Here is a 22,471-nt window from a genome sequence, read left to right as displayed (position 1 = left end):
GTGCTTTTCGCGGCTTCCTGCGGCAGCCGGGTCTCGCTGCGCTACCGGATCTCCGATGGCCTGACCGATGTGGTCGGACATCTGGAGGCACTCGAACCGATGGTGGTGGTGCGGCCCAAGTCCGGTGAACCCGTCGAGATCGACCCCGCCGATGTGGTGTCGGTCCGCGAGCTCTCCCACACCCCGGTCCGCAATTCCGAGATCCGGGCACTGGAACACGCCGCGGCGCTGGCCTGGCCCGGCACCGAACAGCACTGGCAGGACGGGTGGCTGTTGCGCGCCGGCTCCGGTCACACCAGTAGGGCGAATTCGGCCGTTCCGCTGCTGTTTTCGTCGTCGACGCAGTCCCTGCCGCAGATCACTTCCTGGTACGCCGACCGCGGACTGCAACCGTGGCTGGCGCTGCCGGAGCGGTTGCTCCCGATCACGGCTGCCGGCATCAAGAGCACCCGCGTGCTGGTGCGCGAACTCTCCCCCGCGCCGCCCTCCCCGGGCGTCGCACTGGGCGAGTCGCCCGACGAGCACTGGCAGCGGGTCTACGAACGTGACGTGCCGCCGGAGATCCTCACCGCCGTGGTCGACGGGGTGCTCACGTTCGCCGCCGCGGGCGCCGCCGTCGGCCGCGGGGCGGTGACCGCCGGGCCGGACGGCAGCCGCTGGCTCGGCGTGTCGTGCGTGCGTGTCGCCGAGTCGGCCCGCCGGCGGGGGCTGGCCCGGTCGATCGTCGCGGCATTGTCGGTCTGGGGCGCCGAACAGGGCGCGACCCGCGCGTATGTGCAGGTGCTCGACGACAACGGCCCCGCGCTGACGCTGTACCACTCGCTCGGATTCCGGCTGCACCACCGGCACCGCTATGTGCGCGCAGATAGCCTCGTGGCCCATGCGTGAGTTACTCGATGCCAACCGCGAGGTGCAGGGCTCCCGGGCGCTGCGACTGCTGGCGACGTCGAACCTCGCGGTCTACGCCACCCTGATGGAACGCCACCTGTTCGACGGGCTGGTCGGCGAGACCGACCTGGTCGTCCGGCTGGAGCGCGATCTGGACGCCCTGCACGAGGCCGGCGAACAGTCCGGGCTGGCCCTGATCAAGTCCTGGGCCAGCCAGGGCTGGCTGCACCGGGTGGCCAGCCAACATGCCGGGGCTGAACGCAACGTCTGTTACCTGACCCAGGATGCCCGGCGCGCCCTGGACTTCGTCCGCGGTGTGCGTCGCAACGACACCATCGCCACCGGCGGGTCCATGCACGGGATCGCCGCACGGCTCAAGCAGGTCGCCACCCGCGCCGGCGACGATCCCGACCGGATCCGCGCCGGCATCGAGGCCGAGATCGCCGCGCTGCACGCAGAGCTCGATGAGCTCGACGCAGGCACCCGACCCGAACCGGATGTCACGGCCATGTACGACGAGGCACGTGCCATCGCCATGCAGATGGAACGGCTGATCACCGATATCGGTCTGTACGGCAACATGATCGAGCAGGCGACGGCCGCACTGGACGACCCGATCGACACCAACCTCGAGTACCGCGACCGGCAGCGCCGGATGTACGCCGACTACCAGGCGGCCTGGGACTCCGCCGGCCGCGACTCGCACCGTGCGTTCCTGCACATGATCAACGACCCGCAGCAGCGCGCCGAGTTCGAGGCCGATATCGCCACCGTCGCTGCGCAATTGCCCGAGCTCGACCCGGCGCTGCGCAAGGTGATGGCCAACTTCTTCGAACTCGTCGGACACCAGATCGATGAGGTGGAGCGCATTCAGCAGCGCTGCGCCCAGCGGGTGAAGCGCTTCACGGCGTTCGGCACCCTCGAGCAGAGTCGCGGCGTGGCCCGCCAGCTCAACGAGGCCATCGGGGCCGCCCGCGCCCTGCTCAAGGAGTCGCTGACCGACTCCCGCCTCGCCATCGAGGTGCCACTGGCCCGGCACGCCATCACCTCCGTCGGCGCACTGAGCTTCCGGATCAACGACCTGTCCTCACCGAAACCGGCCGAGATCGCCCAGGGCGAGGTGGATCTGACCACCTTCTCCGCCCTCACCACACAGGTCGATGCGCCCGCGCTCACCGAGATGCTCAATGCCGCACTGCCGGTGTCCCTTCCGGACGCGCTGTCGATGCTGGACTCGCCCTACCTGGGCCACGTCATCGTGCTGTGGTCCTGGGCGCTCAAACAACCGGCCCCGGCCACCGCCGGATCGGTGACCGTGCGCTTCCACTCGCTGGACGGCCATGACCGCGAGATGGAGGTCCCGCACCTGATGTTCACCGAACCCGTCACCGAGGTTGCCTCATGACCGACGCCGACATCGACTTCGCCTCGTTACCCGAGGTGGACCGCTCGGGGCGCAGCACCGGGAGTCGCAAACCGCGCTTCGACGGTGACGTCAGCGTACTGCCGGACCGCGCCTGCTGGGCTCTGCAGCATCTGCTGACGCGACGCTACATCAGCAGCGAATCCGATCCGGATGTCTACAGCTGGATCCTGGAGTATCGCAACGATCTTGCCGTGCGGCTCTCCGAACTCGATCTGCAGCTGCAGATTTCGGCACAGGTCGACATCGCCTACATCGAACAGGCCCGCTACGAACCGACCCGCGGTGCGAAGTTGCTGCGCCGCGAACCGCTGGGAACCTACGACTCGATCCTGGCGCTGCACCTGGCGCAGATGATGCGCGCGGGTGGTGACGTGAGCTTCCTGATCACGCGCGACGAGGTGCACGGCCTGTTCGCCGGGGTGCTCAACGACACCGATCGCGACACCGTCACCTTCACCGCGCGCATCGACGCCGCCATCGCCCGGCTCGCCGGCCTGGACATCCTGCGCCGCACCCGCGATGACGAGGACTCCTACACGGTCTCACCCGTCATCACCGCCATCATGACGGCCTCGGTGATCACCGAACTGCAGCAGCAGTTCGAACAGCTGGTGAAAGGTGGTGCCGAATGAGCGAGCAGTTCCACCTGTCCCGCCTGCAGGTCATCAACTGGGGCGTCTTCGACGGGTATCACTCCATCCCCATCAATGCCGGCGGCTCGCTGATCGCCGGCTCCTCCGGTAGCGGGAAATCCTCACTGCTGGACGCGATCTCATTGGGTTTCCTGCCGTTCAACCGGCGCAACTTCAACGCCTCCGGCGACAACACCGCCGCGGGTTCCAGCGCCGGTCGACGCACCGTCGACAAGTACGTCCGCGGCGCATGGGGACAGCGCAGCGACGGCGGCACCAGCCAGGTCATGTACCTGCGCGGTGACGGCACCACCTGGTCGGCGGTGGCGGTCACGTACACCTCCAACACCGGGCGCACCATCACCGGCCTGGTGTTGAAATGGCTCACCGGCGAATCCCGTTCGGACTCGTCGAGCCGGTTCGTGCTCGGCGACGGTGATCTGGACATCGAGGGTGTCTGCAACCGTTGGGCGGCCGGGCGTTTCGACAGCAAGGTCTTCACCGAGGGTTGGCGGTTCTCCACCAAGGTCGAATCGCAGTACCTGGCCCAGCTGTACGCCTCCATCGGCATCCGCGCCTCCGAAGCCGCCCAGCAGCTGCTCGGGAAGGCCAAGTCGCTCAAGAGTGTCGGCGGTCTGGAACAGTTCGTCCGCGACTTCATGCTCGACGAGCCGGACAGTCTGGCACGGCTTCCCGAGGCGCTCAAGCAGATCGACCCGCTGGTGGAGGCCCGCGAGCTGCTGGCGGTGGCCCAGCGAAAGCGCAAGGTGCTCGGCGATATCGAGGCCATCCAGCTGCGTTATGCCTCGGAATCCTCCGACCTCGGCATCATCGACCTGGTCGATATGCCGATGGTCCGCGCGCACACCGATCATCAACGCCTGCAGCAGGCCCCGGCGCAGATCGAATCGTTGGACGGCACCATCGATCAGCTGGAGAACGAGTACGGCGACATCACCCGCCAGCTCAACCTCGCCAAGGCCGAAGGAGATGCCCTCAACGCGCAGATCAGCGGCGCCAGCGCCAGCATCGGACCGCTGCAGTCGCAGGTCGCCGCCGCGGAGGCGCAGGCCGAGGAGGTCACCCGCCGGTACGCCGCCTACTCCGAGATGGTGGCGGCGCACGGTGTCGAGGTCCCCGAGACCGCCGACGAGTTCTGGAATCTGCGGGAGGATCTGTCCAAGCAGGCCGCCGGGCTCGCCGTGCAACTGGACCGCGGCCGGGAGTCCTCCACCGACGCCGAGTACGCCCAGAAGGCGGCCCGGATGGCGCGCGATCATGCCGCCAAGGAACTCAAGCGGGTGGAGCAGGTCGGCTCGGCGCTACCCGAGTTCGCCGTGACCATGCGCGAACACATCTGCACCGCTTTGGGAATCGACCCCAGCGCGTTGCCGTATGTCGCCGAGCTGATGGACCTGCGTCCCGAGGAGACCCGCTGGCGCGGCGCGGTGGAGAAGGTGCTGCGGTCGGTCGGGCTCCGCCTGCTGGTACCGGATCAGCACTACGCCAAGGTGTTGCGCTTCGTCAACGAGAACAACATGCGGGGCCGGCTGGCGTTGCACCAGGTGCGGGTCAACGCCCCCGACCGTCGCCCGGAGCCCAACACGTTGGCGGGCAAGCTGTTCGTGGTCGATCCCGGCCACCCGTGCGCGGCCGAGGCGCTGGATGTGCTGACCGCTGCCGGTGATCACATCTGCGTCGACAGCCCGGATCTGTTCGCCCGGTTCCGCCGTGCGGTCACCGACACGGGTCTCTACAAGGACTCCGACCGGTTGGCCATCAAGGATGACCGGCGCCCGCTCAAACCGTCGGAATACATCTACCAGGGTGACATCACCGCCAAACTGGACGCGTTGACCGCCGAGCTGGCCGAGGCCGAGGAAGTGTTCGCCACCGCGCGCAGCGCGGCCGACGAGATCGCCGCCGGCCGGCAGCGGTGGCGGGACCAGGCGGCGGCCTGCAAGGCGATCTGCGAGCAGTTCCCGCAGTGGAGCCACATCGACACCGAAACCGCCGATGGGCACGCCGAACGCCTGCGCGAACAGTACGACCTGCTGCTGGCCGACAATCCCGACGTCGAGGCGTTGAGCACGCGGGCCGAGGAATGCTGGAACGACATCCAGGTCCTGATGACCCGGCGCGGCGCGATCCAGACCCGGCGCGACGATCTGGACTCGCGTCGCACCCGGTTGCTGGACCTGCAGGACCGACTCGCGCCGGCCGCGGTGTCCGAGCCGGCGACCGAGCTGCTGAACCGGTACTCGACGCAGATCCCGGTGAGCCTGGAGTTGCTCAACCCCGAGCCCTACCGGGAGGCGCTGTTCGCCGCGATCCGGCGGGAACGGGATCGACTCACCGAGAGCCGCAGGCGTTCCCACGACGAGTTGGCCCGCATCATCGCCACCTATGACTCGTCGTTCCCGGACGCGATCCCCAACGACTCCGACGATCTCGACGAGCGGGTGCACGACTATGTGGCGGTGTGCCGCCACATCGACGAGCGTGAACTCCCCGATGCCTACGAGCGGATGATGCGCCTGATCACCGAGCAGGCCCCGGATGCCATCCTGACGCTGCACCGGGTCGCCGAGCAGGAGGCCCGGCGGATTGCCGAGCAGATCGATCGGGTGAACACCGGTCTGGGCGCGGTGGAGTTCAACCGTGGCACCCGGTTGACGCTGCGGGCCACCCCCCGCAGCCTGACGGCGGTGACGGAGCTGACCGAGATCGTCAAGGCCATCTCGCGACGCATCGCCGAGGTCGGTCTCGGCGACAAGAAGGCCATCCTGGAGCAGTACGCCGACATCCTGCGATTGCGGAACCGGTTGGCCGGCAACACCCCCGAGGATCGGGTGTGGACCCGTGACGCGCTCGACGTGCGCAACCGGTTCACCTTCGACTGCGCCGAATGGGACGTGCGGACCGAGGAGTTGATCCGCACGCACAGCAACGCCGGCGACAACTCCGGTGGCGAGCAGGAGAAGCTGATGGCGTTCTGCCTGGCCGGTGCGTTGAGCTTCAACCTCGCGAACCCCGAAAGTGGGGACAACAAGCCGGTTTTTGCTCAGCTGATGCTCGACGAGGCGTTCTCCAAATCCGACCCCCAGTTCGCCCAGCAGGCTCTCCAGGCGTTCCGCAAGTTCGGCTTCCAGCTCGTCATCGTCGCCACCGTGCAGAACGCCACCACCATCCAGCCCTACATCGACGGTGTGGTGATGGTGTCCAAGACCGAGGCCAGCGGCCGTAATGCCCGCCCGGTCGCCCACGTCACCACCAAGACCATCAGTGATTTCACGGCACTGAAACGCGAACTCAAGGTCCCGGAGCCCGTTTGATGCGTATCGCCACCTGGAACGTCAACTCGATCCGCACCCGGGTGGACCGGGTGACCGACTGGCTCGCGCGGGCCGATGTCGATGTGCTGGCCATGCAGGAGACCAAGTGCAAAGACGCCCAATTCCCGACGATGCCGTTCGCGGCGCTGGGCTATGAGATCGCGCATGTGGGGCACAACCAGTGGAACGGGGTGGCGATCGCCTCCCGCGTCGGCCTGGAGGACGTGCAGATCGGATTCGACGGTGCACCGTCCTGGCAGGACATCGCCGAGGCGCGCGCCATCGGGGCCACCTGCGGCGGGGTGCGGGTGTGGAGCCTGTATGTGCCCAACGGCCGGACGTTGGCCGACCCGCACTACCCGTACAAGTTGGAATGGCTTGCCGCCCTTCGTGATGCCGCGTCATCCTGGACGGGTCCGGTGGCCCTGGTCGGCGACTGGAACATCGCACCCACCGACGAGGACGTCTGGGATCCGGCGGTGTTCGAGGGGTCCACGCACGTGTCCGCGCCCGAGCGCGCGGCGTTCCAGGCCGTGATCGATGCCGGTTACTCCGACGTCGTGCGGCCCTATACTCCCGGCCCGGGGGTGTACACCTACTGGGACTACACCCAGTTGAGGTTCCCGAAGCGCCAGGGCATGCGCATCGACTTCATCCTTGGATCAGCCGACTTCGCGCAGCGGGTGACCCACGCCGAGATCGTCCGGGAGGAACGAAAAGGCAAGGCCCCCAGTGATCATGCGCCCGTACTCGTGGAGTTGACGTGATGGATCTGCTACCCAAGGTCGATATCTCGGACAATGATGTCGCCGACGTGCTCGCCCGTGCGGTCGCACTGTCCGATCTGATCCTCGATGTGCTCGCCGGGTTCGATCCACTGGGCGTGCGCCGGCACCTGGAGTTCCTGGAGGTGCCGGGTTCCGACGCGTGGGAGCAGAAGACCCGCGACGAGCGGATCGGCTGGTGGATATGGCGGGTCGGCGCGCTGGACACCGTCGCGGTGGCCTGGCCGGGCGCGTTGGGGGCACTCGCCAGCCGGCTACCGATCCAGGATCTGCTCGGGTTCGCCTCGCAGACGCTGATCCTGTGCGCGGTGGCCCGCGAGTACGGGGTGACCGACCGCCGGGACACGGTGCGCATGCTGGCCTCGGTGCTGTGTGGGCGCGAGATCCCCGACCCGCCGCTGCCCGACAACGATGAGCCGTGGCCGGACAATATCGTGGCCAAGGTGTGGCATCTGGCCGGGATCCTCAACGCCATCGGCGGGGAGCTGGGCAAGCGACCGCATCCGCGGGCAGTGTTCCGCTACGTCGGGATGCTCCCCGTCGTCGGCGCGGTTGCCGCCTACCTCGGCGAGTACGGCGCCCTGCACCGGGCGGCCAAGGCCGGCCAGAAGTGGCTCACGAAGGCTTCACACCCACGGTGATCAGATCCGATATCGGCGTCCACACCGGCCGCCGGACCCGGTGCTGATCGGCGATCTCGAAACCGGCGTCGGTGAACAGGATGCGCATCGCATCCGGTGTCGGCGCATGCGCGGGGGCGCCCAGGCCGGCCGACAGCGCGTGCAGCGGCGGGAAGGACTGCCGCGGGCTCATCGTCGTGACGGCCACCACGCCACCCGGGCGCAACACCCGGTGGAACTCCCGCAGTGCGGCGGGCTGGTCGAAGAAGTGGAAGGCCGACGTGGTGACGACGGCGTCCAGGAACTCGTCTTCGAACGGGAGCTGCTCGGCCGGCGCGGACATCCAGCGGATGCGGTCGGAGCGTTTGCGGGCCTGGGCCAGCATGCCGTCGGACATGTCGAGTCCGTAAACCTCCTCGGGCCGCAGTTCGCGCTGGATGCGGTCGGCGAGGATCCCGGTGCCGCAGGCGATATCGGCGATCTGGGTGGATCCGCGCTGCCGCAGCTGCTCGATGACCTCGTTCTGAGCCGGCTGGTACACCAACCGTTGCAGGCAGGCCGAGTCATAGGCCGGAGCAGCGAAGCTCCAGAACCTGGTGATCGCATCGTTGAAGGCGCGGCGCTGGATCGTGGTCACCGTCCCGAGTGTAGGCGCGGCCCCGGCGCCGGAGCCTGGGCGACGCTCAGCGGGGCACCCCTCTAGCCCCCGGGGCGACCGGCCTGCCGGGGGCCCGTGAGATCTGCGCCGCGTGGCCCCTTGACGCCCTGGTAGCCGGGGCCGAACACGGTGCCGTCGCTGATGAACTGGGTCTCGAAGCCGAGGAACCGGATCACATCGCCGGTGAAGTCCCACGGGCTCGGATTGGTGTCGATCACGGTGTTGTTCGGGCCTGGCGCCACGAACGGACTCGGGTTGTCGACGTACTCGAACGGCGCGGCCTGCGCCGCACCGGCACCGGCCAGTGCCCCGATGGCAAACGCTCCGGCAATTGCCCCGGCCAGTATTTTCCTCATGCTGCGACTCCCCCTGGAATGCAATTGCTGACCAGCCCGACTGTACAACCTTTCGTCGCACAAATCACGAACATTGTTGCTGTTCAAGATCACATCAGGAAATCTCATCAATATGGTCGAGCGCCCGATTCCGCATTTGCCCAGACGTCATTTTGCAATGCAAGAACCTGATCTTGAAACCGCGTCGCGGCGATTTGTAAATGCAACCTTTAGCAAATCTCGGCACGCCTCAGAACAGCCGATTCATCCCGATCTTGATGTGATGCACACCACATTCAGTTGTGGGCGCCGGATGATGCCGGCCGACGACCACCGGACGACGCGGCCGCCACTCCCCACGCTGCGTAGGGAAACAGCAGCCGCGACGGGCCGGAGTGTGTCCTACCGCGCGCCGGCAAATCGGACGAGCCGCAGTGCCGGGATGAGTGCCAGCGCGAACACCGCGGTGGCGAACAGGACATAGCGATGCACACCGTCGTCCATCGTGGTGAGCACCTCGTTGCCCGCGAAGGTGAACGTGACCGCGCCGAGTGCCGTCATCACCGACACCAGGCCGGCCGTCGTGCCGTGGCGTTCCGGGGGCTCGATGCTGGTCGCGAGGTTGTATCCGGAGGCGCCCACCGCCCCCGCCGCGACCCCGATCGAGACGCCGCACGCGACGGCCACCCACAACACCGAGACACCGGTCCACATCCCCGCGGTCGCCACGGTGCCGATCACGATTCCGCCGAGCAGCGCCCGCGCCGGACCGAACCGCCCGGCGGCCCACCCCGCCGCCGCGCCGCCGATCACGATGCCCAGATTCGGCGCGGCCAGCAGCACCGCGACATCGTCACCGCCGGTCATGCCGACCAGATGCAGCATGCTGCGGAAGGCGCCGGCCGCCAGCACCACGGCGAGCAACGTCAGCAGGATCGGGCGGTGCAGCGCGCGGATGTCGATGATCGGATCGGTGGCGCGCCAGGCCAGAAGAAGCCAGCCACCCAATGCGCCCACACCGACGACCAGCAGCGCGACCGGAGCACCGGTCAGCGAGGCCAGCACGGCGGCCAGTCCACCGCCGAGCAGCAACGCACCAAGGACATCCACCCGGCCGGTGGCGCGGATCGGCGACTCCGGAATCGCCAGCTGGACACTCAGTGCCGCAAGGCCCGCGAGCACTGCCGCAACGAGGAACACGCTGCGGTGCCCGAACGCCGCGATGATCGGTGTCATCACGAACGGTTCGACGATCCCGATCAGCGATGACGCCGAGGTCACCACCCCGACGACGGACATCGCCACACCGGCGGAGTAGATCTCGGCGGCCAGCGCGACGGTCACGAAGACGGCAGCGAACGCGGCGCCCTGGAGGAAGCGACCGATCAGGAAGATCACCACATTGGTTGCCAGATAACAGATCACGGCGCCCAGACAGGACAGCAGCAGGATCGCCAGCAGGATGCGCCGCTTGCCGTAGAGGTCGGCGCTTTTGGCCAGTAACGGCGACCAGACCGCACCGGCCAGCAGCGCCCCGGCGTTCAGCCAGGCGGCTTCTCCGGTGCCGAAGTCGGCCATGAGCTGGGGCAGCACCATCACCGGCGAGCCGATGGCCAGGTCGGCGAGGACATTCGCCAGTGTCAGAACCACTGCGCGCAGCATTCCACTCCTTAAAACGACTATTTGTCGCTTTAGCCATGAGGCTAGCAGGACTTTGGAACAATGGCGCCGGTGACGGATGAGACGGCCGGCTCCCCGCCCGCGCGGCGGCCCGGCGGGCGCAATGCCCGGGTGCGGTCGCAGATCCTGGCCGCCACCGCCGAACTCGTCGCGCGCGACGGCGCCGCCGGTTTCCGATACGAGGATGTCGCCGAGCGTGCCGGGGTCCACCGGGCCAGCGTGTACCGGCACTGGCCCGACCGGGAGGATCTCGTGATCGAGGCCGTGCTGCACCACGCCGACGAACTCGCGGCCATCGCGGACACCGGTGACATCCACCGCGACCTGGTCGATTTTCTGCAGGCCATGGCCCAGGCCCTGCAGTCACCGTTCGGCCGCGCACTGGAGCAGGAGTTGTATCGATCGTCGGCGCAGGCGCTGACGAAGATCCTCGACGAACGGGTCACGGCGATGCGGCGCCGGGTGGAGGCCGCGGTCGAGCGAGCAGAACTCCCACCGGTCGACAGCGGCTTCCTCGGCGAGATGCTCTCCGGCCCGGTACACCTCATCGTCAACAGAGGCATCCGGTCGTTCACGCGGCGCGATGCCGAGCGCATCGTTGCGGTGGTGCTGGCCGGGATCAGGGCCGGCGCCCCCGCCGATCAGGCCACCTGAGCCGCCCGGACTCTCATTCGGCGGCCGACACCGCGTCCCGGGGCGCGGCCGCGCCGTAGCGACCGGCGCTGAACATGGAGGCCACCGCCCCGATGAGCATCATCGCCGCGGCGGCTGTGAACACGACCGTCAGCCCGGAATGGAAGGGGCCGGTGATGAGCTCGGGGAAGAAAGTCTTGCCGGTCAGCACCTCGGCGTTGACGGCCGGGTTCTCCAGCGCTCCCGAGGGCCCCAACAGCTCGTCGATCGGGTTGTAACCGAGGAAGGCCGCGAACAGGCTGCCGACCGGGGGCGTGTTGGCCACCTCGTGCGCCACCTGGGCCGGTACACCTTGGGCCTGCAACCCACTGCTCATCGCCGACGGCAGGGCATTGGCCAACCCGATGATCATCAGCGAGAAGAAGATGCCGATCGACAACGACGATCCGGCGTTGAAGAAGGTGGCCCGCACCCCCGACGCCGCGCCGCGCTGTGAGGCGGGCACGCTGGACATGATGGCCGCGGTGTTGGGCGCGGTGAAGATACCGCCGCCCAGACCGTTGAGGAACACCAGCACCGCGAACACCCAGTAGTCGAAGTTCACCGGGATCAGCAGCAGCGCAATGAAAGACACCGCCATCAACAGCATGCCGCCGACGGTCAACGGCCGCGCGCCGAAGCGGTCGGCCAGCGATCCCGCCAGCGGCGCCGCGATCAGAAACCCGATCGTGACCGGCAAGAGGTAGATGCCCGCCCACAGCGGCGTCGATTCGAAGCTGTAGCCGTGCAACGGAAGCCAGATGCCCTGCAACCAGATGATGAGCATGAACTGCAGCCCGCCGCGACCCACCGAGGACATCAACCCGGCCAGGTTCCCCATCCCGAAGGCCGCCGACCGGAACAGCCTGATGTCCACCATCGGCTGCGCCACCCGCAGCTCGATCAGACAGAACGCGACCAAGATGGCCAACCCGGCGATGATCGACCCGTACACCCAGGGATTGGTCCAGCCGGTGCTCGAATCCCCATGCGGCTGAATGCCATAGGTGATGCCGATCAACAACACGGTCAGACCGACGCCGAAGGTCAGCGTCCCCGCCCAGTCGAGCCGGCCGGGGGTGCGCACTCCGAGTTCTACCAGCGACCGCAGGCTCCAGACCGTGCCGAGCACACCGATCGGCACGCCCACCCAGAAGATCGCCTGCCAATGCCATTCGGACAGGAACCCGCCGATCAGCAGGCCGAGGAATGAGCCCGCGACGGCGGCGACCATGTTCACCCCGAGCGCCATGCCGCGCTGGTTGGCCGGGAACGCATCGGTGAGGATCGCCGAGGACGAGGCCATCAGCATGGCGCCGCCGATGCCCTGGATGACCCGCCACCCGATCAGCCAGATCGCCCCGCCGTCGAGATGGAAGGGGTCGAATGACAGCGCCACCGCGGCGACCGTGAACACCACGAAGCCCAGGTTGTAGATGCGGACCCGGCCGAACATGTCGCCGAGCCGACCGAACGGCACCACCAGCACCGCGGTGACCACCAGGTACCCCATCAGCATCCACAGCAGATAGCTGATGTTGCCTGAATCCAACGGGTTCAGTCCGATACCGCGGAAGATCGCCGGCAGCGAGATCAGCACGATGGACGCATTGATCGACGCCAGCAGGATGCCCAGCGTCGTGTTCGACAGGACCACCCACTTGTAGAACGGATGCTCGTGGTCCATCCGTGCGCGGTTCTGCTCAAGTTCAAGGGTCATCGCCACTCAATCCCGTGAATCGGTAAAAACATATATTAGCTATCCAAACGATCGCTCGGCAATCCGAGCGTCATGCGCTACGTTGGACGGCGTCCACACGGGAGCACGCACCAGCGCGCTGAGAGGACGGCTAGGGCCGTCGACCGTACGAACCTGACCGGGTAATGCCGGCGTAGGGAGATGCGTGATGAGTGCATTTGTCGACCCCCGTCCATCGAACACCGATGTCACCACCGGGCCCATTGCGGGTAGCTCCAAGCACTACTCCCCGAACGGCGTGCCGGCGCGCCGGGTGCAGCTGAGCACCGGGGAGCACTTCGACCTGTATGACACCTCCGGCCCGTACACCGATGAGCACGCCGTCATCGACCTCCATCGCGGTCTGCCCAAGCGCGGCAACGTCGTTCGCGACCGTGGTACCCAGCTGCAGCGTGCCCGCAACGGTGAGATCACCGCCGAGATGGCGTTCATCGCCGAACGCGAGGGCGTGTCACCGGACCTGGTTCGCGACGAGGTGGCGCGTGGACGTGCCGTCATCCCGGCCAATCACAACCACCCCGAGAGCGAACCGATGATCATCGGCAAGGCGTTCGGCGTGAAGGTCAACGCCAATATCGGCAACTCGGCGGTCACCAGTTCCATCGCCGAAGAGGTCGACAAGATGGTGTGGGCCACCCGCTGGGGTGCGGACACCATCATGGATCTGTCCACCGGTCGCGACATCCACCTGACACGGGAGTGGATCCTGCGCAACTCACCGGTCCCGGTCGGCACGGTGCCGATGTATCAGGCGTTGGAGAAGGTCAACGGCGATCCCACCAAGATGACGTGGGAGTCCTACCGGGACACGGTGATCGAGCAGTGCGAGCAGGGTGTCGACTACATGACGGTGCACGCCGGGGTGAAGCTCGCCTATATCCCGCTGACCGTCGACCGGGTCACCGGCATCGTCAGCCGCGGCGGGTCGATCATGGCCGCCTGGATGCTCGCCCACCACCAGGAGTCGTTCCTGTACACCCACTTCGACGAGCTCTGCGAAATCCTCGCCCGCTATGACGTCACCTTCTCCCTCGGTGACGGGCTGCGGCCCGGCTCCATCGCCGATGCCAACGACGCGGCCCAGTTCGCCGAGTTGGAGACGCTCGGCGAACTGACCAAGATCGCGAAATCCCATGGCGTTCAGGTGATGATCGAGGGCCCCGGTCACGTTCCGATGCACAAGATCGTGGAAAACGTGCGCCTGGAGGAGGAACTGTGCGAGGAGGCGCCGTTCTACACCCTCGGCCCGCTGGCCACCGACATCGCCCCCGCCTACGACCACATCACCAGCGCGATCGGCGCGGCCATCATCGCCCAGGCCGGGACCGCCATGCTGTGCTACGTCACCCCCAAGGAGCACCTCGGCCTGCCCAACCGCCAGGACGTCAAGGACGGGGTGATCGCCTACCGGATCGCTGCGCACGCGGCCGATCTGGCCAAGGGCCATCCCCGCGCCCAGCAGCGCGACGACGCACTGAGCAAGGCCCGGTTCGAATTCCGCTGGGCCGACCAGTTCGCCCTGTCGCTGGACCCCGACACCGCACGCGAGTTCCACGACGAGACGCTGCCCGCCGAGCCCGCCAAGACCGCGCATTTCTGCTCGATGTGCGGCCCGAAGTTCTGCTCGATGCGCATCACCGCCGACATCCGCGAGGCCATGAAGGACAAATCGGCGGAGTTCGCCGAACGCGGAAATCAGGTCTATCTACCCTTGGTGCCATGAACTTCCTACCGCTACCCCAGCCCGGGCAGACACCCCTGCGGGTGATGACGATCGCCGGGTCCGATTCCGGCGGCGGCGCAGGCATCCAGGCCGACATGCGCACCTTCGCCATGCTGGGCATCCACGGCACCGTGGCGCTGGCCGCGGTCACCGTACAGAACTCGGTGGGCGTCAAGGGCTTTCACGAGATTCCACTCGACATCATCGCCGGCCAGATCAGCGCCGTGGCCTCCGATATCGGCATCCAGGCGGCCAAGACCGGGATGCTGGCGTCGGCGGAGATCATCGGCGTGGTCGCCGAGACCTGGCGGGCGGAGGGACTGGCGGGCACCGTCCCGTTGGTGGTCGACCCCGTGTGCGCCTCCATGCACGGTGATCCGCTGCTGCACCCGTCGGCGCTGGACTCGGTGCGCAACGAACTGTTCCCGCTGGCCACCCTGGTCACCCCGAACCTCGACGAAGTGCGCCTGATCACCGGCATCGACGTGGTGGACACCGCCACCCAGAAGGACGCCGCGCGGGCACTGCACGCGCTGGGACCGCAGTGGGCCCTGGTCAAGGGTGGGCACCTGCGGTCCTCCGAGCTCAGCCCCGACCTGCTCTTCGACGGGACCGAGTTCCACGAGTTCAGCGAGCCCCGCGTCGATACCGGCCATGACCACGGTGCCGGTGACACCCTGGCCGCCGCCACCGCATCCGCTCTGGCACATGGCTTCTCGGTTCCCGACGCGGTCGCCTTCGGCAAAGCCTGGATCACCGAGTGCATCCGCGCCGCCTATCCACTGGGCCACGGGCACGGCCCGGTGAACCCGCTGTTCCGGCTGCAGGCATGACGCTGCAGGACATCGCCGGTATGGATGGCACAGCCCACGAACCGGACGGCGCACCCAGCGGCATCGCGCTGCTGACCCACGGTGCGGGCGGTAACCGGGATTCCGCGCTGCTGATCGCCCTGTGCGAGGAATGGGCCCGCCACGGTTACCTGGCCATCCGCTACAACCTGCCCTACCGACGCCGCCGGCCCAAGGGCCCGCCGTCGAACTCCGCCAAGACCGATCAGGAGGGGATCGCCGAGGCCATCGCCTTGGCGCGCACACAGACCGCCGGACCCGTCATCGCCGGCGGCCATTCCTACGGTGGCAGGATGACGTCGATGGTCGCCGCCACATCCGACGGCCCCGACGTGCTGGCGCTGTCCTCCTATCCGCTGCACCCACCCGGAAAACCCGAGCGCGCCCGCACCGAGCATCTGCCCGACATCGGGGTGCCGACCGTCTTCACGCACGGCACCGCCGACCCCTTCGGCACCATCGACGAGATCCGCGCAGCGGCCGAGCTGGTCGCCGGCCGGACCGAGATCGTGGAGATCACCGGGGCCCGTCATGATCTTGTGTCGAAGACTTTGGACGTGCCGGTGCTAGCGGTGTCCGCCGCGGTTATCTTTCTTGCATGACACAGCCGCCGGAGTACCCGCAGGGCTACCAGCCGCCCCCTCCTCCGACGGGGCACTACCCCGTGCCGCCGGCCGGACACCTCCCGCCGCCGCCCCCACCGCTGCCCTACACCGACCAGTACGGCCAGCCCTATCCACCGCCGCAGCCGCAGGGCACCAACTGGTGGGCCGTCGTCTCGCTGATCTTCGGTGTCATCGGCGGCGTGCTGATCAGCGTGATCGCGGGCATCGTCGGCCTGAACAAGGCCAAGCAGGGCCAGGGCGGGCGCGGGATGGCCATCGCGGGTCTGGTGCTCTCGGCGCTGTGGGTGATCGGCCTGATCGCGGTGTTCGCGCTGTTCGCCGCGAACAAGGACAAGATCGCCGACAGTGATTTCGCCGACATCTTCGACCCCAACTCGGTCAACGCCGCCGATATCGGCCTGGGCGACTGCCTCTCGGAGATCCCGTCGGACGCCAGTCTGGTCGCCTCGGTCAAGACGGTGAACTGCGCCGAACCGCACAAGGGTGAGGTGTACTTCGTCGTCGACGTCCCGGGCGGGGACTTCCCCGGTCAGGCCGCCATCATCGACTACCAGGACCGCTGCCAGCCGGCCCTGGAGGAGTTCTCCCCGACCGCGATGGCCGACCCCGAGGTCGGGATGTTCGTGCTCTACCCGACCGAGGACTCCTGGAAGCGCGGCGACCGCGCCGTGACCTGCATCGCCACCACCGACGTCCCACGCACCGGATCGCTGCAGGAGTAGCGGGGTACCGTTCAACCATGTTCGACGCCGTCATCGTGGGCGCGGGATTCGCCGGTATCGGCGCCGCGATCCAGCTCAAGCGGTTGGGAATCGACAACATCGTCCTGCTGGACCGGGAGGACGATCTGGGTGGCACCTGGTATGTGAACCACTACCCCGGGCTGGCCGTCGACGTCCCGACCACCACGTACTCCTATTACTTCGAGCCGAACCCGAACTGGTCACGTCTGTTCTCGACCGGCCCGGAGATCAAGCGCTACGCCGACGACGTCGCCGACAAATACGACGTCCGCCGCCACATCCGGTTCAACACCGTGGTGGGGGGCGCCCGCTGGGATGACGATGCCAAGGCGTGGCAGGTGAGCGTCACCTCCCAGGGAACGACGAGTGAGACGCTGACCGCCCGCTATCTGATCACCGCGACCGGCTTCCTGTCGCAGCCCAAGCTTCCCGACATCCCCGGCATCGACAGCTTTGCCGGCAAGGTCGTACACACCGCCGAATGGGATGACGACTTCGACCCCGCCGGCCGGCGGATCGCGATCATCGGCACCGGCGCCACCGCCGTGCAGCTCATCCCGGAGCTGGCGAAGGCGGCCGCGGATCTCACGGTGTACCAGCGCACCCCCATCTGGGTGGTGCCCAAGATCGACCTGCGGTTCGGTCCGCGAACCAAGCGGCTCTTCGCGCGCGTCCCGGCCACCCAGCGCGCGCTGCGCTGGCTCACCGATTCCATCTACGAGTGGATGGTGACCATCGGGGTCGTCTACTACAAGACCTTCCGGGGGCGCGGCAACATCTCCGCCGCCGACCTGTCCAAGCTGCACCGCTTCATCACCATCCGGGACAAGGATCTGCGCCGCCGGCTCACCCCCGATTACGACTTCGGTTGCAAACGGCCGACATTCAGCAACGGCTACTACCGCGCGTTCACCAGGGACAACGTCCATCTGCAGGATGTCGGCATCGACCACATCCAAAGCGACGGCATCGTCGCCAAGGACGGCACCAAGAACCGGGTCGACACGCTGGTGCTGGCCACCGGGTTCGACCTGTGGGAGGCCAACTTCCCGGCCATCGAGGTCATCGGACGGGATGGCCGCAACCTGGGGAAGTGGTGGCGCGAAACGCGTTTCCAGGCCTACCAGGGCGTGTCCATGCCCTACTTCCCGAACTATCTGAGCCTGGCCAGCCCGTACGCCTTCCTGGGCCTGAACTTCTTCAACACCATGGAGTACCAGATGCGGCTGATGGACCGGCTGTTCTCGGAGGTGCAGCGCCGCGGCGCGAGCACCTTCGAGGTCACCGAGGAGGCCAACAGCCGCTACCTGGACAGGATGACCGAGCTGCTCGGCAATTCGCTGTTCACCCTGGGCAATTGCGCCAGCGCGCGGTCTTATTACTACAACCCGGCCGGTGAGCCCACCCTGCTGCGGCCCACCACCACCGACACCGCGATCAGGGAGGCTTCCGAGTTCCCCCTGAGCGACTACTCGATCAGTTAGCAGCCGAGAGGAAATCCGTTGACCGACAAGAAGAGTTCGCCGGGCGCCACCGTCGCAGGGGTGTCCCTGGTGGGTGCCGGACTGGCCCACTTCGTCGCACCGCAGCTGTTCGAGCCGATCACCAAACCCGCCTTCCCGCGGGACACCGCCCGGCACATCAAGATCAACGGCAGCATCGAAACCGCCATCGGCGTCGGCCTGCTGGTTCCCAAAACCCGCAAGCTGGCGGTCATCGGCGCTCTCGGGTACGTGGCGTACCTGGGCGCCAACGCTGCACGGAACAGGTAGCCGCTCTACACTTTTGCCCGTGCACATGCAGAGGCGGCTGGGCACGCTGGACGCCGTCGTCATCGGGCTGGGCTCGATGGTCGGGGCCGGCATCTTCGTCGCCCTCGGTCCGGCCGCGGCAGCCGCCGGCTCCGGGCTGCTGATCGGCCTGGCCGTCGCCGCGGCCGTCGCCTACTGCAACGCGACCTCCACGGCGCGGCTGGCCGCGATCTACCCGCAATCCGGTGGCAGCTACGTCTACGGCCGGGAACGGTTGGGCCCCTTCTGGGGTCACACCGCGGGGTGGTGTTTCATCGTCGGTAAGACCGCCTCCTGCGCCGCCATGGCGCTGACCGTCGGGGTGTACGCCTGGCCGCAGCACGCGCACGCCGTGGCGGTCGGCGCGGTGGTCGCACTGACGGCGGTGAACTACGCGGGCGTGCAGAAGTCGGCGTTGCTCACCCGGGTGATCGTCGCGGTCGTGCTGGCGGTGCTCGCCGCGGTGGTCGTGCTGTTGGCCGGGGCGGCTGAGGCCACCAGACTCGACATCGGCGCGGATGCCGGCTTCTGGGGTGTACTGCAGGCAGCCGGGCTGTTGTTCTTCGCGTTCGCCGGGTACGCCCGCATCGCCACCTTGGGCGAGGAGGTTCGCGATCCGGCCCGCACCATCCCGCGTGCCATCCCGATCGCGCTCGGTATCGCGCTGGCGGTGTACGCCGTGGTCGCCGTGGCGGTGCTCGCGGTTCTCGGCGGGGGCGGGCTGGCCACCGCCACCGCGCCGCTGGCCGATGCCGTGACCGCGGCCGGACACCGCGATCTCGCACCGGTGGTGCGGGCGGCGGCCGCGGTCGCGGCGCTGGGTGCGCTGTTGTCACTGGTGCTGGGGGTGTCGCGGACAACGCTGGCAATGGCCCGGGACCGCCATCTGCCGCCGGCGCTGGCCGCGGTCCACCCCCGCTTCGGCGGGCCGCACCGTGCCGAAGTGGCGGTCGGGCTGACCGTCGCGGTGCTGGCCGCGTTCGTCGATGTCCGTGGGGCGATCGGCTTTTCGTCGTTCGCGGTACTGGTGTACTACGCAATCGCCAATGCCTGCGCGTGGACTCTGCAACCAGCCCGGCGGATCATCCCGGCGCTCGGGCTGCTGGGCTGTCTGGTCCTCGCGTTCACGCTGCCGCTGACATCGGTACTCGTCGGATCCGGGGTCATAGCCGTCGGCGCCGCGCTGTACGCCGCGCGACGGTTTACCGTGTCCTGATGACGATCCTGCGCTGGAAACATGTCGGCCCCGATGCCGATGTCGTCGCACCGGATGAGCGGCTGAGCTGGCCCCGCACCCTGGGTATCGGTGCCCAGCACGTGGTGGCCATGTTCGGTGCCACCTTCTTGGTTCCGGTGCTCACCGGGTTCCCGCCGGCGACCACGCTGCTGTTCTCCGGTGTCGGGACCATCCTGTTCCTGATCATCACCGGCAATCGACTTCCGAGTTATCTCGGATCGAGTTTCTCGGTGATCGCCCCGGTCACGGCGGCCGTCGCCGCGCAGGGCACCGGCAGCGCGCTCGGCGGATTGATCGCCGTCGGGCTGCTGCTCATCGTCATCGGCGGCGTCGTGCACCTGGTCGGCACGCACTGGTTGGATGTGGCACTACCGCCGGTGGTCACGGGAGCCATCGTGGCGCTCATCGGCTTCAACCTGGCACCGGCGGCCAAGAACAACTTCGAGCAGGGCCCGCTGGTGGGCCTCGTGACGCTGGTGCTGTTGGTCGGTGCTCTGGCATTCTTCAAGGGGCTCATCGGCCGACTGGCCATCTTCCTGGCGGTGGTGTTCGGTTACCTGTTGGCCTTGGCGCTCGGCGAGGTCGATACCTCCGGGATCGCGCAGGCCGCGTGGATCGGGTTGCCCGACTTCCAGACGCCGGCCTTCAGCCTCGCGGTGCTGCCGATGTTCATTCCCGCGGTGATCGCGCTGGTGGCAGAGAACATCGGCCACGTGAAATCGGTCGGCCAGATGACCGGCCGGGACCTGGATCCGCTGATGGGTCGCGCGCTGGCCGCCGACGGGGTGGCCACCGTGCTCGCCGGCGCCGGTGGGGGCTCGGCCACCACGACCTATGCCGAGAACATCGGGGTGATGGCCGCGACGCGCATCTACTCGACCGCTGCGTACTGGGTCGCGGCGGTGGTGGCGATCCTGCTGGCGTTGTGCCCCAAGGTGGGTGCGACGATCTCGGCCATCCCACCCGGCGTTCTCGGCGGCGCGACGATCGTGCTGTACGGACTGGTCGGTGTGCTCGGCATCCGGATCTGGCTGACCAATCACGTCGACTTCGCCAAACCGGTCAACCAGATGACGGCCGCCATCCCGCTGATCATCGGTATCGCCGACTTCACCTGGCAGGCAGGGTCGTTGACGTTCACCGGTATCGCGCTGGGGTCCATCGCAGCACTGCTGGTGTTTCACGGGATGAACCTGTTGGGCGCTACTCGCCGAGTGCGTTGACCACCCGGCCGAACACCGCGGGCAGCGCCGCCGACGCCGGAGTGATGGCCGCCCGCACGGGACGGATCGCGGTGGCGTGCAACAGGGCGGCGGTCAGGAAGCGGTAACGGCGGGTCAATTGTCGCCACCGCCGGTCGTACTGCGCCGTCGTGTCGGTGCGGACGCAGTCCACCAGCAGTTCGGCGGCCCCGAAGGCCAGCCCCATGCCCTCGCCGGTCAGCGCATCGACGTATCCGGCGGCGTCACCGACGAGTAGCACCCGGCCGGCGGTGCGGTGGCGCACCCGTTGCCGTAGTGGTCCGGCGGCGCGGTCCGGCCCGTGCGGCCGACCGTGCAGCCGGTCCATCAGGGCCGGAAACTGTTGCAGGTGTTGCTCGAAGCCGCCCTTCGACGATGTCAGGATCGCCACCCCGACGCAGTCGTCGGACACCGGGGTGATGTAGGCCTCGGTGTCGCGGCCCCAGTACACCTCGACGCAATCCGACCACGGCGCGATCTGAATGTGCCTGCGGATCCCCCATCTGCGTCGATTGGACTCCCCCGCCGCCAGGCCCAGCGCGCGCCGGATCGGTGAGTGCAGACCGTCGGCGGCGGCCAGGTACCGCGCCCGGAATCCGGCCGCACACACCGATGTCGCGCCGTGGCCGACCTCCCCCACCTCGCCGCGGACGACGGTCACCCCGGCAGCTTCGGCGGCGTCGGTCAGCGCGGCATGCAGGACCGTTCGCCGCACGCCTCGGCCCGGCCCGTGGCTGAACCTGGCCTCGGCGGTGCGCCGGCCGTCGAGATAGCGGATACCGCCGAAGGAATGCCCGCCGGGGTCGACGCCGAGTCGCTCCAGATGCGCCAGCGAGTGCGGCATCAGACCTTCACCGCACGCCTTGTCGATGGGTCCGCGCCGCTGCTCCACGACGACGACCTCCAGTCCCGCGCGCGCGGCGTGCAGCGCGGTGGCCAGGCCCGCCGGTCCGCCGCCGGCGACCAGCAGATCGATCACGCGAGGCTCTGCAACGCTTCGTCTTCCACCCGGATCCGGGTGCGCAGCAACAGCGCATTCGCCACCGAGAACAGGGCCGCGGTGACCCAGGCTCCGCCGGCCAGCGGCAGCGCGGCACCCTCCAGTACGACGGCAACGTAGTTGGGATGCGGCACAACGCCGTACGGACCGCCGGTCACCCGCGGCACCCCGGGCACGACCACCACCCGGGTGTTCCACTGCTTGCCCAGCGTGGTGATGCACCACCAGCGCAGCAACTGGGCGGCGACGACGACCCAGAATGCCGGCCAGATCCACCGCTTGCGGATCCGTGCCTCGGCGACGGCGCCGACCAGCAACCCGGTGTGCAGCGCCACCATCACCGGATAGTGACCGGCCCCGAATTCCCTGCCGCCGTGCGCTTTGGACCATTCCAGGTTGCGCCGGGAGACCACCAATTCGGCGACGCGTTCGACGGCCACCAGCAGGATCAGCGTCAGGAAGGCACGCAT

At 67.9% G+C, this 22,471-nt stretch carries 21 protein-coding genes and 1 riboswitch; of the genes, 15 read left to right on the top strand and 6 right to left on the bottom strand.

Features of this window, described 5'->3' with window-relative positions; translation table 11 throughout:
• The 6 genes from BST17_RS18155 to BST17_RS18130 are packed head-to-tail and all read left to right on the top strand — an operon-like array spanning position 1 to position 7,707.
• Positions 1 to 888, top strand: coding sequence for an N-acetylglutamate synthase, CG3035 family (locus tag BST17_RS18155; RefSeq protein WP_083060295.1), 888 nt, complete (start codon positions 1 to 3; stop codon positions 886 to 888).
• Complete coding sequence (locus tag BST17_RS18150; RefSeq protein WP_207573668.1) at positions 881 to 2,293, top strand: DUF3375 domain-containing protein; 1,413 nt, start codon at positions 881 to 883, stop codon at positions 2,291 to 2,293. Before BST17_RS18155 ends, BST17_RS18150 begins: the two co-directional genes overlap by 8 nt.
• A complete protein-coding gene (locus tag BST17_RS18145; RefSeq protein WP_083060293.1) occupies positions 2,290 to 2,946 on the top strand; it encodes a DUF4194 domain-containing protein in 657 nt (218 codons plus the stop codon). The genes BST17_RS18150 and BST17_RS18145 overlap by 4 nt, the downstream gene beginning before the upstream one ends.
• Complete coding sequence (locus BST17_RS18140) at positions 2,943 to 6,281, top strand: ATP-binding protein (RefSeq protein ID WP_083060292.1); 3,339 nt, start codon at positions 2,943 to 2,945, stop codon at positions 6,279 to 6,281. Before BST17_RS18145 ends, BST17_RS18140 begins: the two co-directional genes overlap by 4 nt.
• Complete coding sequence (locus tag BST17_RS18135) at positions 6,281 to 7,048, top strand: exodeoxyribonuclease III (RefSeq protein ID WP_083060291.1); 768 nt, start codon at positions 6,281 to 6,283, stop codon at positions 7,046 to 7,048. Before BST17_RS18140 ends, BST17_RS18135 begins: the two co-directional genes overlap by 1 nt.
• Positions 7,048 to 7,707, top strand: coding sequence for a hypothetical protein (locus tag BST17_RS18130; RefSeq protein WP_083060290.1), 660 nt, complete (start codon positions 7,048 to 7,050; stop codon positions 7,705 to 7,707). Before BST17_RS18135 ends, BST17_RS18130 begins: the two co-directional genes overlap by 1 nt.
• On the opposite strand, the gene BST17_RS18125 is transcribed toward BST17_RS18130, so the two are convergent.
• The 3 genes from BST17_RS18125 to BST17_RS18115 form a co-directional block, all read right to left on the bottom strand.
• Complete coding sequence (locus BST17_RS18125; RefSeq protein WP_083060289.1) at positions 7,682 to 8,323, bottom strand: class I SAM-dependent methyltransferase; 642 nt, start codon at positions 8,321 to 8,323, stop codon at positions 7,682 to 7,684. The two genes, BST17_RS18130 and BST17_RS18125, sit on opposite strands and share 26 nt — an antisense overlap.
• 62 nt (positions 8,324 to 8,385) lie before the next feature.
• Complete coding sequence (locus BST17_RS18120; protein WP_083060288.1) at positions 8,386 to 8,700, bottom strand: hypothetical protein; 315 nt, start codon at positions 8,698 to 8,700, stop codon at positions 8,386 to 8,388.
• A gap of 381 nt (positions 8,701 to 9,081) precedes the next feature.
• Positions 9,082 to 10,341: an MFS transporter gene (locus tag BST17_RS18115; protein ID WP_083060287.1), complete on the bottom strand. Its 1,260-nt coding sequence runs from the start codon at positions 10,339 to 10,341 to the stop codon at positions 9,082 to 9,084.
• A gap of 60 nt (positions 10,342 to 10,401) precedes the next feature.
• Between BST17_RS18115 and BST17_RS18110 the strand changes: the two genes are divergently transcribed.
• Entirely contained in the window at positions 10,402 to 11,013 is a 612-nt protein-coding gene (locus tag BST17_RS18110; protein ID WP_234807721.1) for a TetR/AcrR family transcriptional regulator, read from the top strand.
• A gap of 13 nt (positions 11,014 to 11,026) precedes the next feature.
• On the opposite strand, the gene BST17_RS18105 is transcribed toward BST17_RS18110, so the two are convergent.
• Positions 11,027 to 12,751, bottom strand: coding sequence for an MFS transporter (locus BST17_RS18105; RefSeq protein WP_083060286.1), 1,725 nt, complete (start codon positions 12,749 to 12,751; stop codon positions 11,027 to 11,029).
• 87 nt (positions 12,752 to 12,838) lie between these two features.
• Positions 12,839 to 12,947, top strand: a riboswitch (TPP riboswitch).
• On the opposite strand from BST17_RS18105, the gene thiC reads away from it, so the two are divergent.
• The 8 genes from thiC to BST17_RS18065 all read left to right on the top strand — a co-directional run bounded on the left by thiC (position 12,939) and on the right by BST17_RS18065 (position 20,983).
• Entirely contained in the window at positions 12,939 to 14,513 is a 1,575-nt protein-coding gene (gene thiC / locus BST17_RS18100) for a phosphomethylpyrimidine synthase ThiC (RefSeq protein WP_083060285.1), read from the top strand. It overlaps the preceding riboswitch by 9 nt.
• Complete coding sequence (gene thiD / locus BST17_RS18095; RefSeq protein ID WP_083060284.1) at positions 14,510 to 15,346, top strand: bifunctional hydroxymethylpyrimidine kinase/phosphomethylpyrimidine kinase; 837 nt, start codon at positions 14,510 to 14,512, stop codon at positions 15,344 to 15,346. Before thiC ends, thiD begins: the two co-directional genes overlap by 4 nt.
• Positions 15,343 to 15,966, top strand: a complete 624-nt coding sequence (locus BST17_RS18090; RefSeq protein ID WP_083060283.1) for an alpha/beta hydrolase family protein — start codon at positions 15,343 to 15,345, stop codon at positions 15,964 to 15,966. The genes thiD and BST17_RS18090 overlap by 4 nt, the downstream gene beginning before the upstream one ends.
• Positions 15,963 to 16,712 carry a DUF4190 domain-containing protein gene (locus BST17_RS18085; protein ID WP_083060282.1) on the top strand — a complete coding sequence of 250 codons (750 nt, stop codon included), beginning with the start codon at positions 15,963 to 15,965 and terminating at the stop codon, positions 16,710 to 16,712. The genes BST17_RS18090 and BST17_RS18085 overlap by 4 nt, the downstream gene beginning before the upstream one ends.
• Before the next feature lie 17 nt (positions 16,713 to 16,729).
• Positions 16,730 to 18,217, top strand: coding sequence for a flavin-containing monooxygenase (locus BST17_RS18080; RefSeq protein WP_083060281.1), 1,488 nt, complete (start codon positions 16,730 to 16,732; stop codon positions 18,215 to 18,217).
• A gap of 18 nt (positions 18,218 to 18,235) precedes the next feature.
• Positions 18,236 to 18,505 (top strand): DoxX-related protein, encoded by a 270-nt coding sequence (locus BST17_RS18075; RefSeq protein ID WP_083060280.1) that lies wholly within the window; start codon positions 18,236 to 18,238, stop codon positions 18,503 to 18,505.
• A 25-nt stretch (positions 18,506 to 18,530) separates the two neighbouring features.
• A complete protein-coding gene (locus BST17_RS18070) occupies positions 18,531 to 19,739 on the top strand; it encodes an APC family permease (protein ID WP_083060279.1) in 1,209 nt (402 codons plus the stop codon).
• A complete protein-coding gene (locus BST17_RS18065) occupies positions 19,739 to 20,983 on the top strand; it encodes a uracil-xanthine permease family protein (RefSeq protein ID WP_083060278.1) in 1,245 nt (414 codons plus the stop codon). The genes BST17_RS18070 and BST17_RS18065 overlap by 1 nt, the downstream gene beginning before the upstream one ends.
• Here the strand turns inward: BST17_RS18065 and BST17_RS18060 are convergent.
• Positions 20,964 to 21,980 carry an NAD(P)/FAD-dependent oxidoreductase gene (locus BST17_RS18060; protein ID WP_083060277.1) on the bottom strand — a complete coding sequence of 339 codons (1,017 nt, stop codon included), beginning with the start codon at positions 21,978 to 21,980 and terminating at the stop codon, positions 20,964 to 20,966. The genes BST17_RS18065 and BST17_RS18060 overlap by 20 nt on opposite strands.
• The gene (locus tag BST17_RS18055; protein ID WP_083060276.1) at positions 21,977 to 22,471 is read right to left on the bottom strand and encodes an isoprenylcysteine carboxyl methyltransferase family protein; all 495 of its coding nucleotides are present in this window, start codon (positions 22,469 to 22,471) and stop codon (positions 21,977 to 21,979) included. The genes BST17_RS18060 and BST17_RS18055 overlap by 4 nt, the downstream gene beginning before the upstream one ends.

This window comes from Mycolicibacterium bacteremicum (assembly GCF_002086115.1).
GTDB lineage: Bacteria > Actinomycetota > Actinomycetes > Mycobacteriales > Mycobacteriaceae > Mycobacterium > Mycobacterium bacteremicum.
The sequence above is the reverse complement of the archived record's forward strand: the minus strand, read 5'-3'. Positions and strand labels throughout refer to the sequence as shown.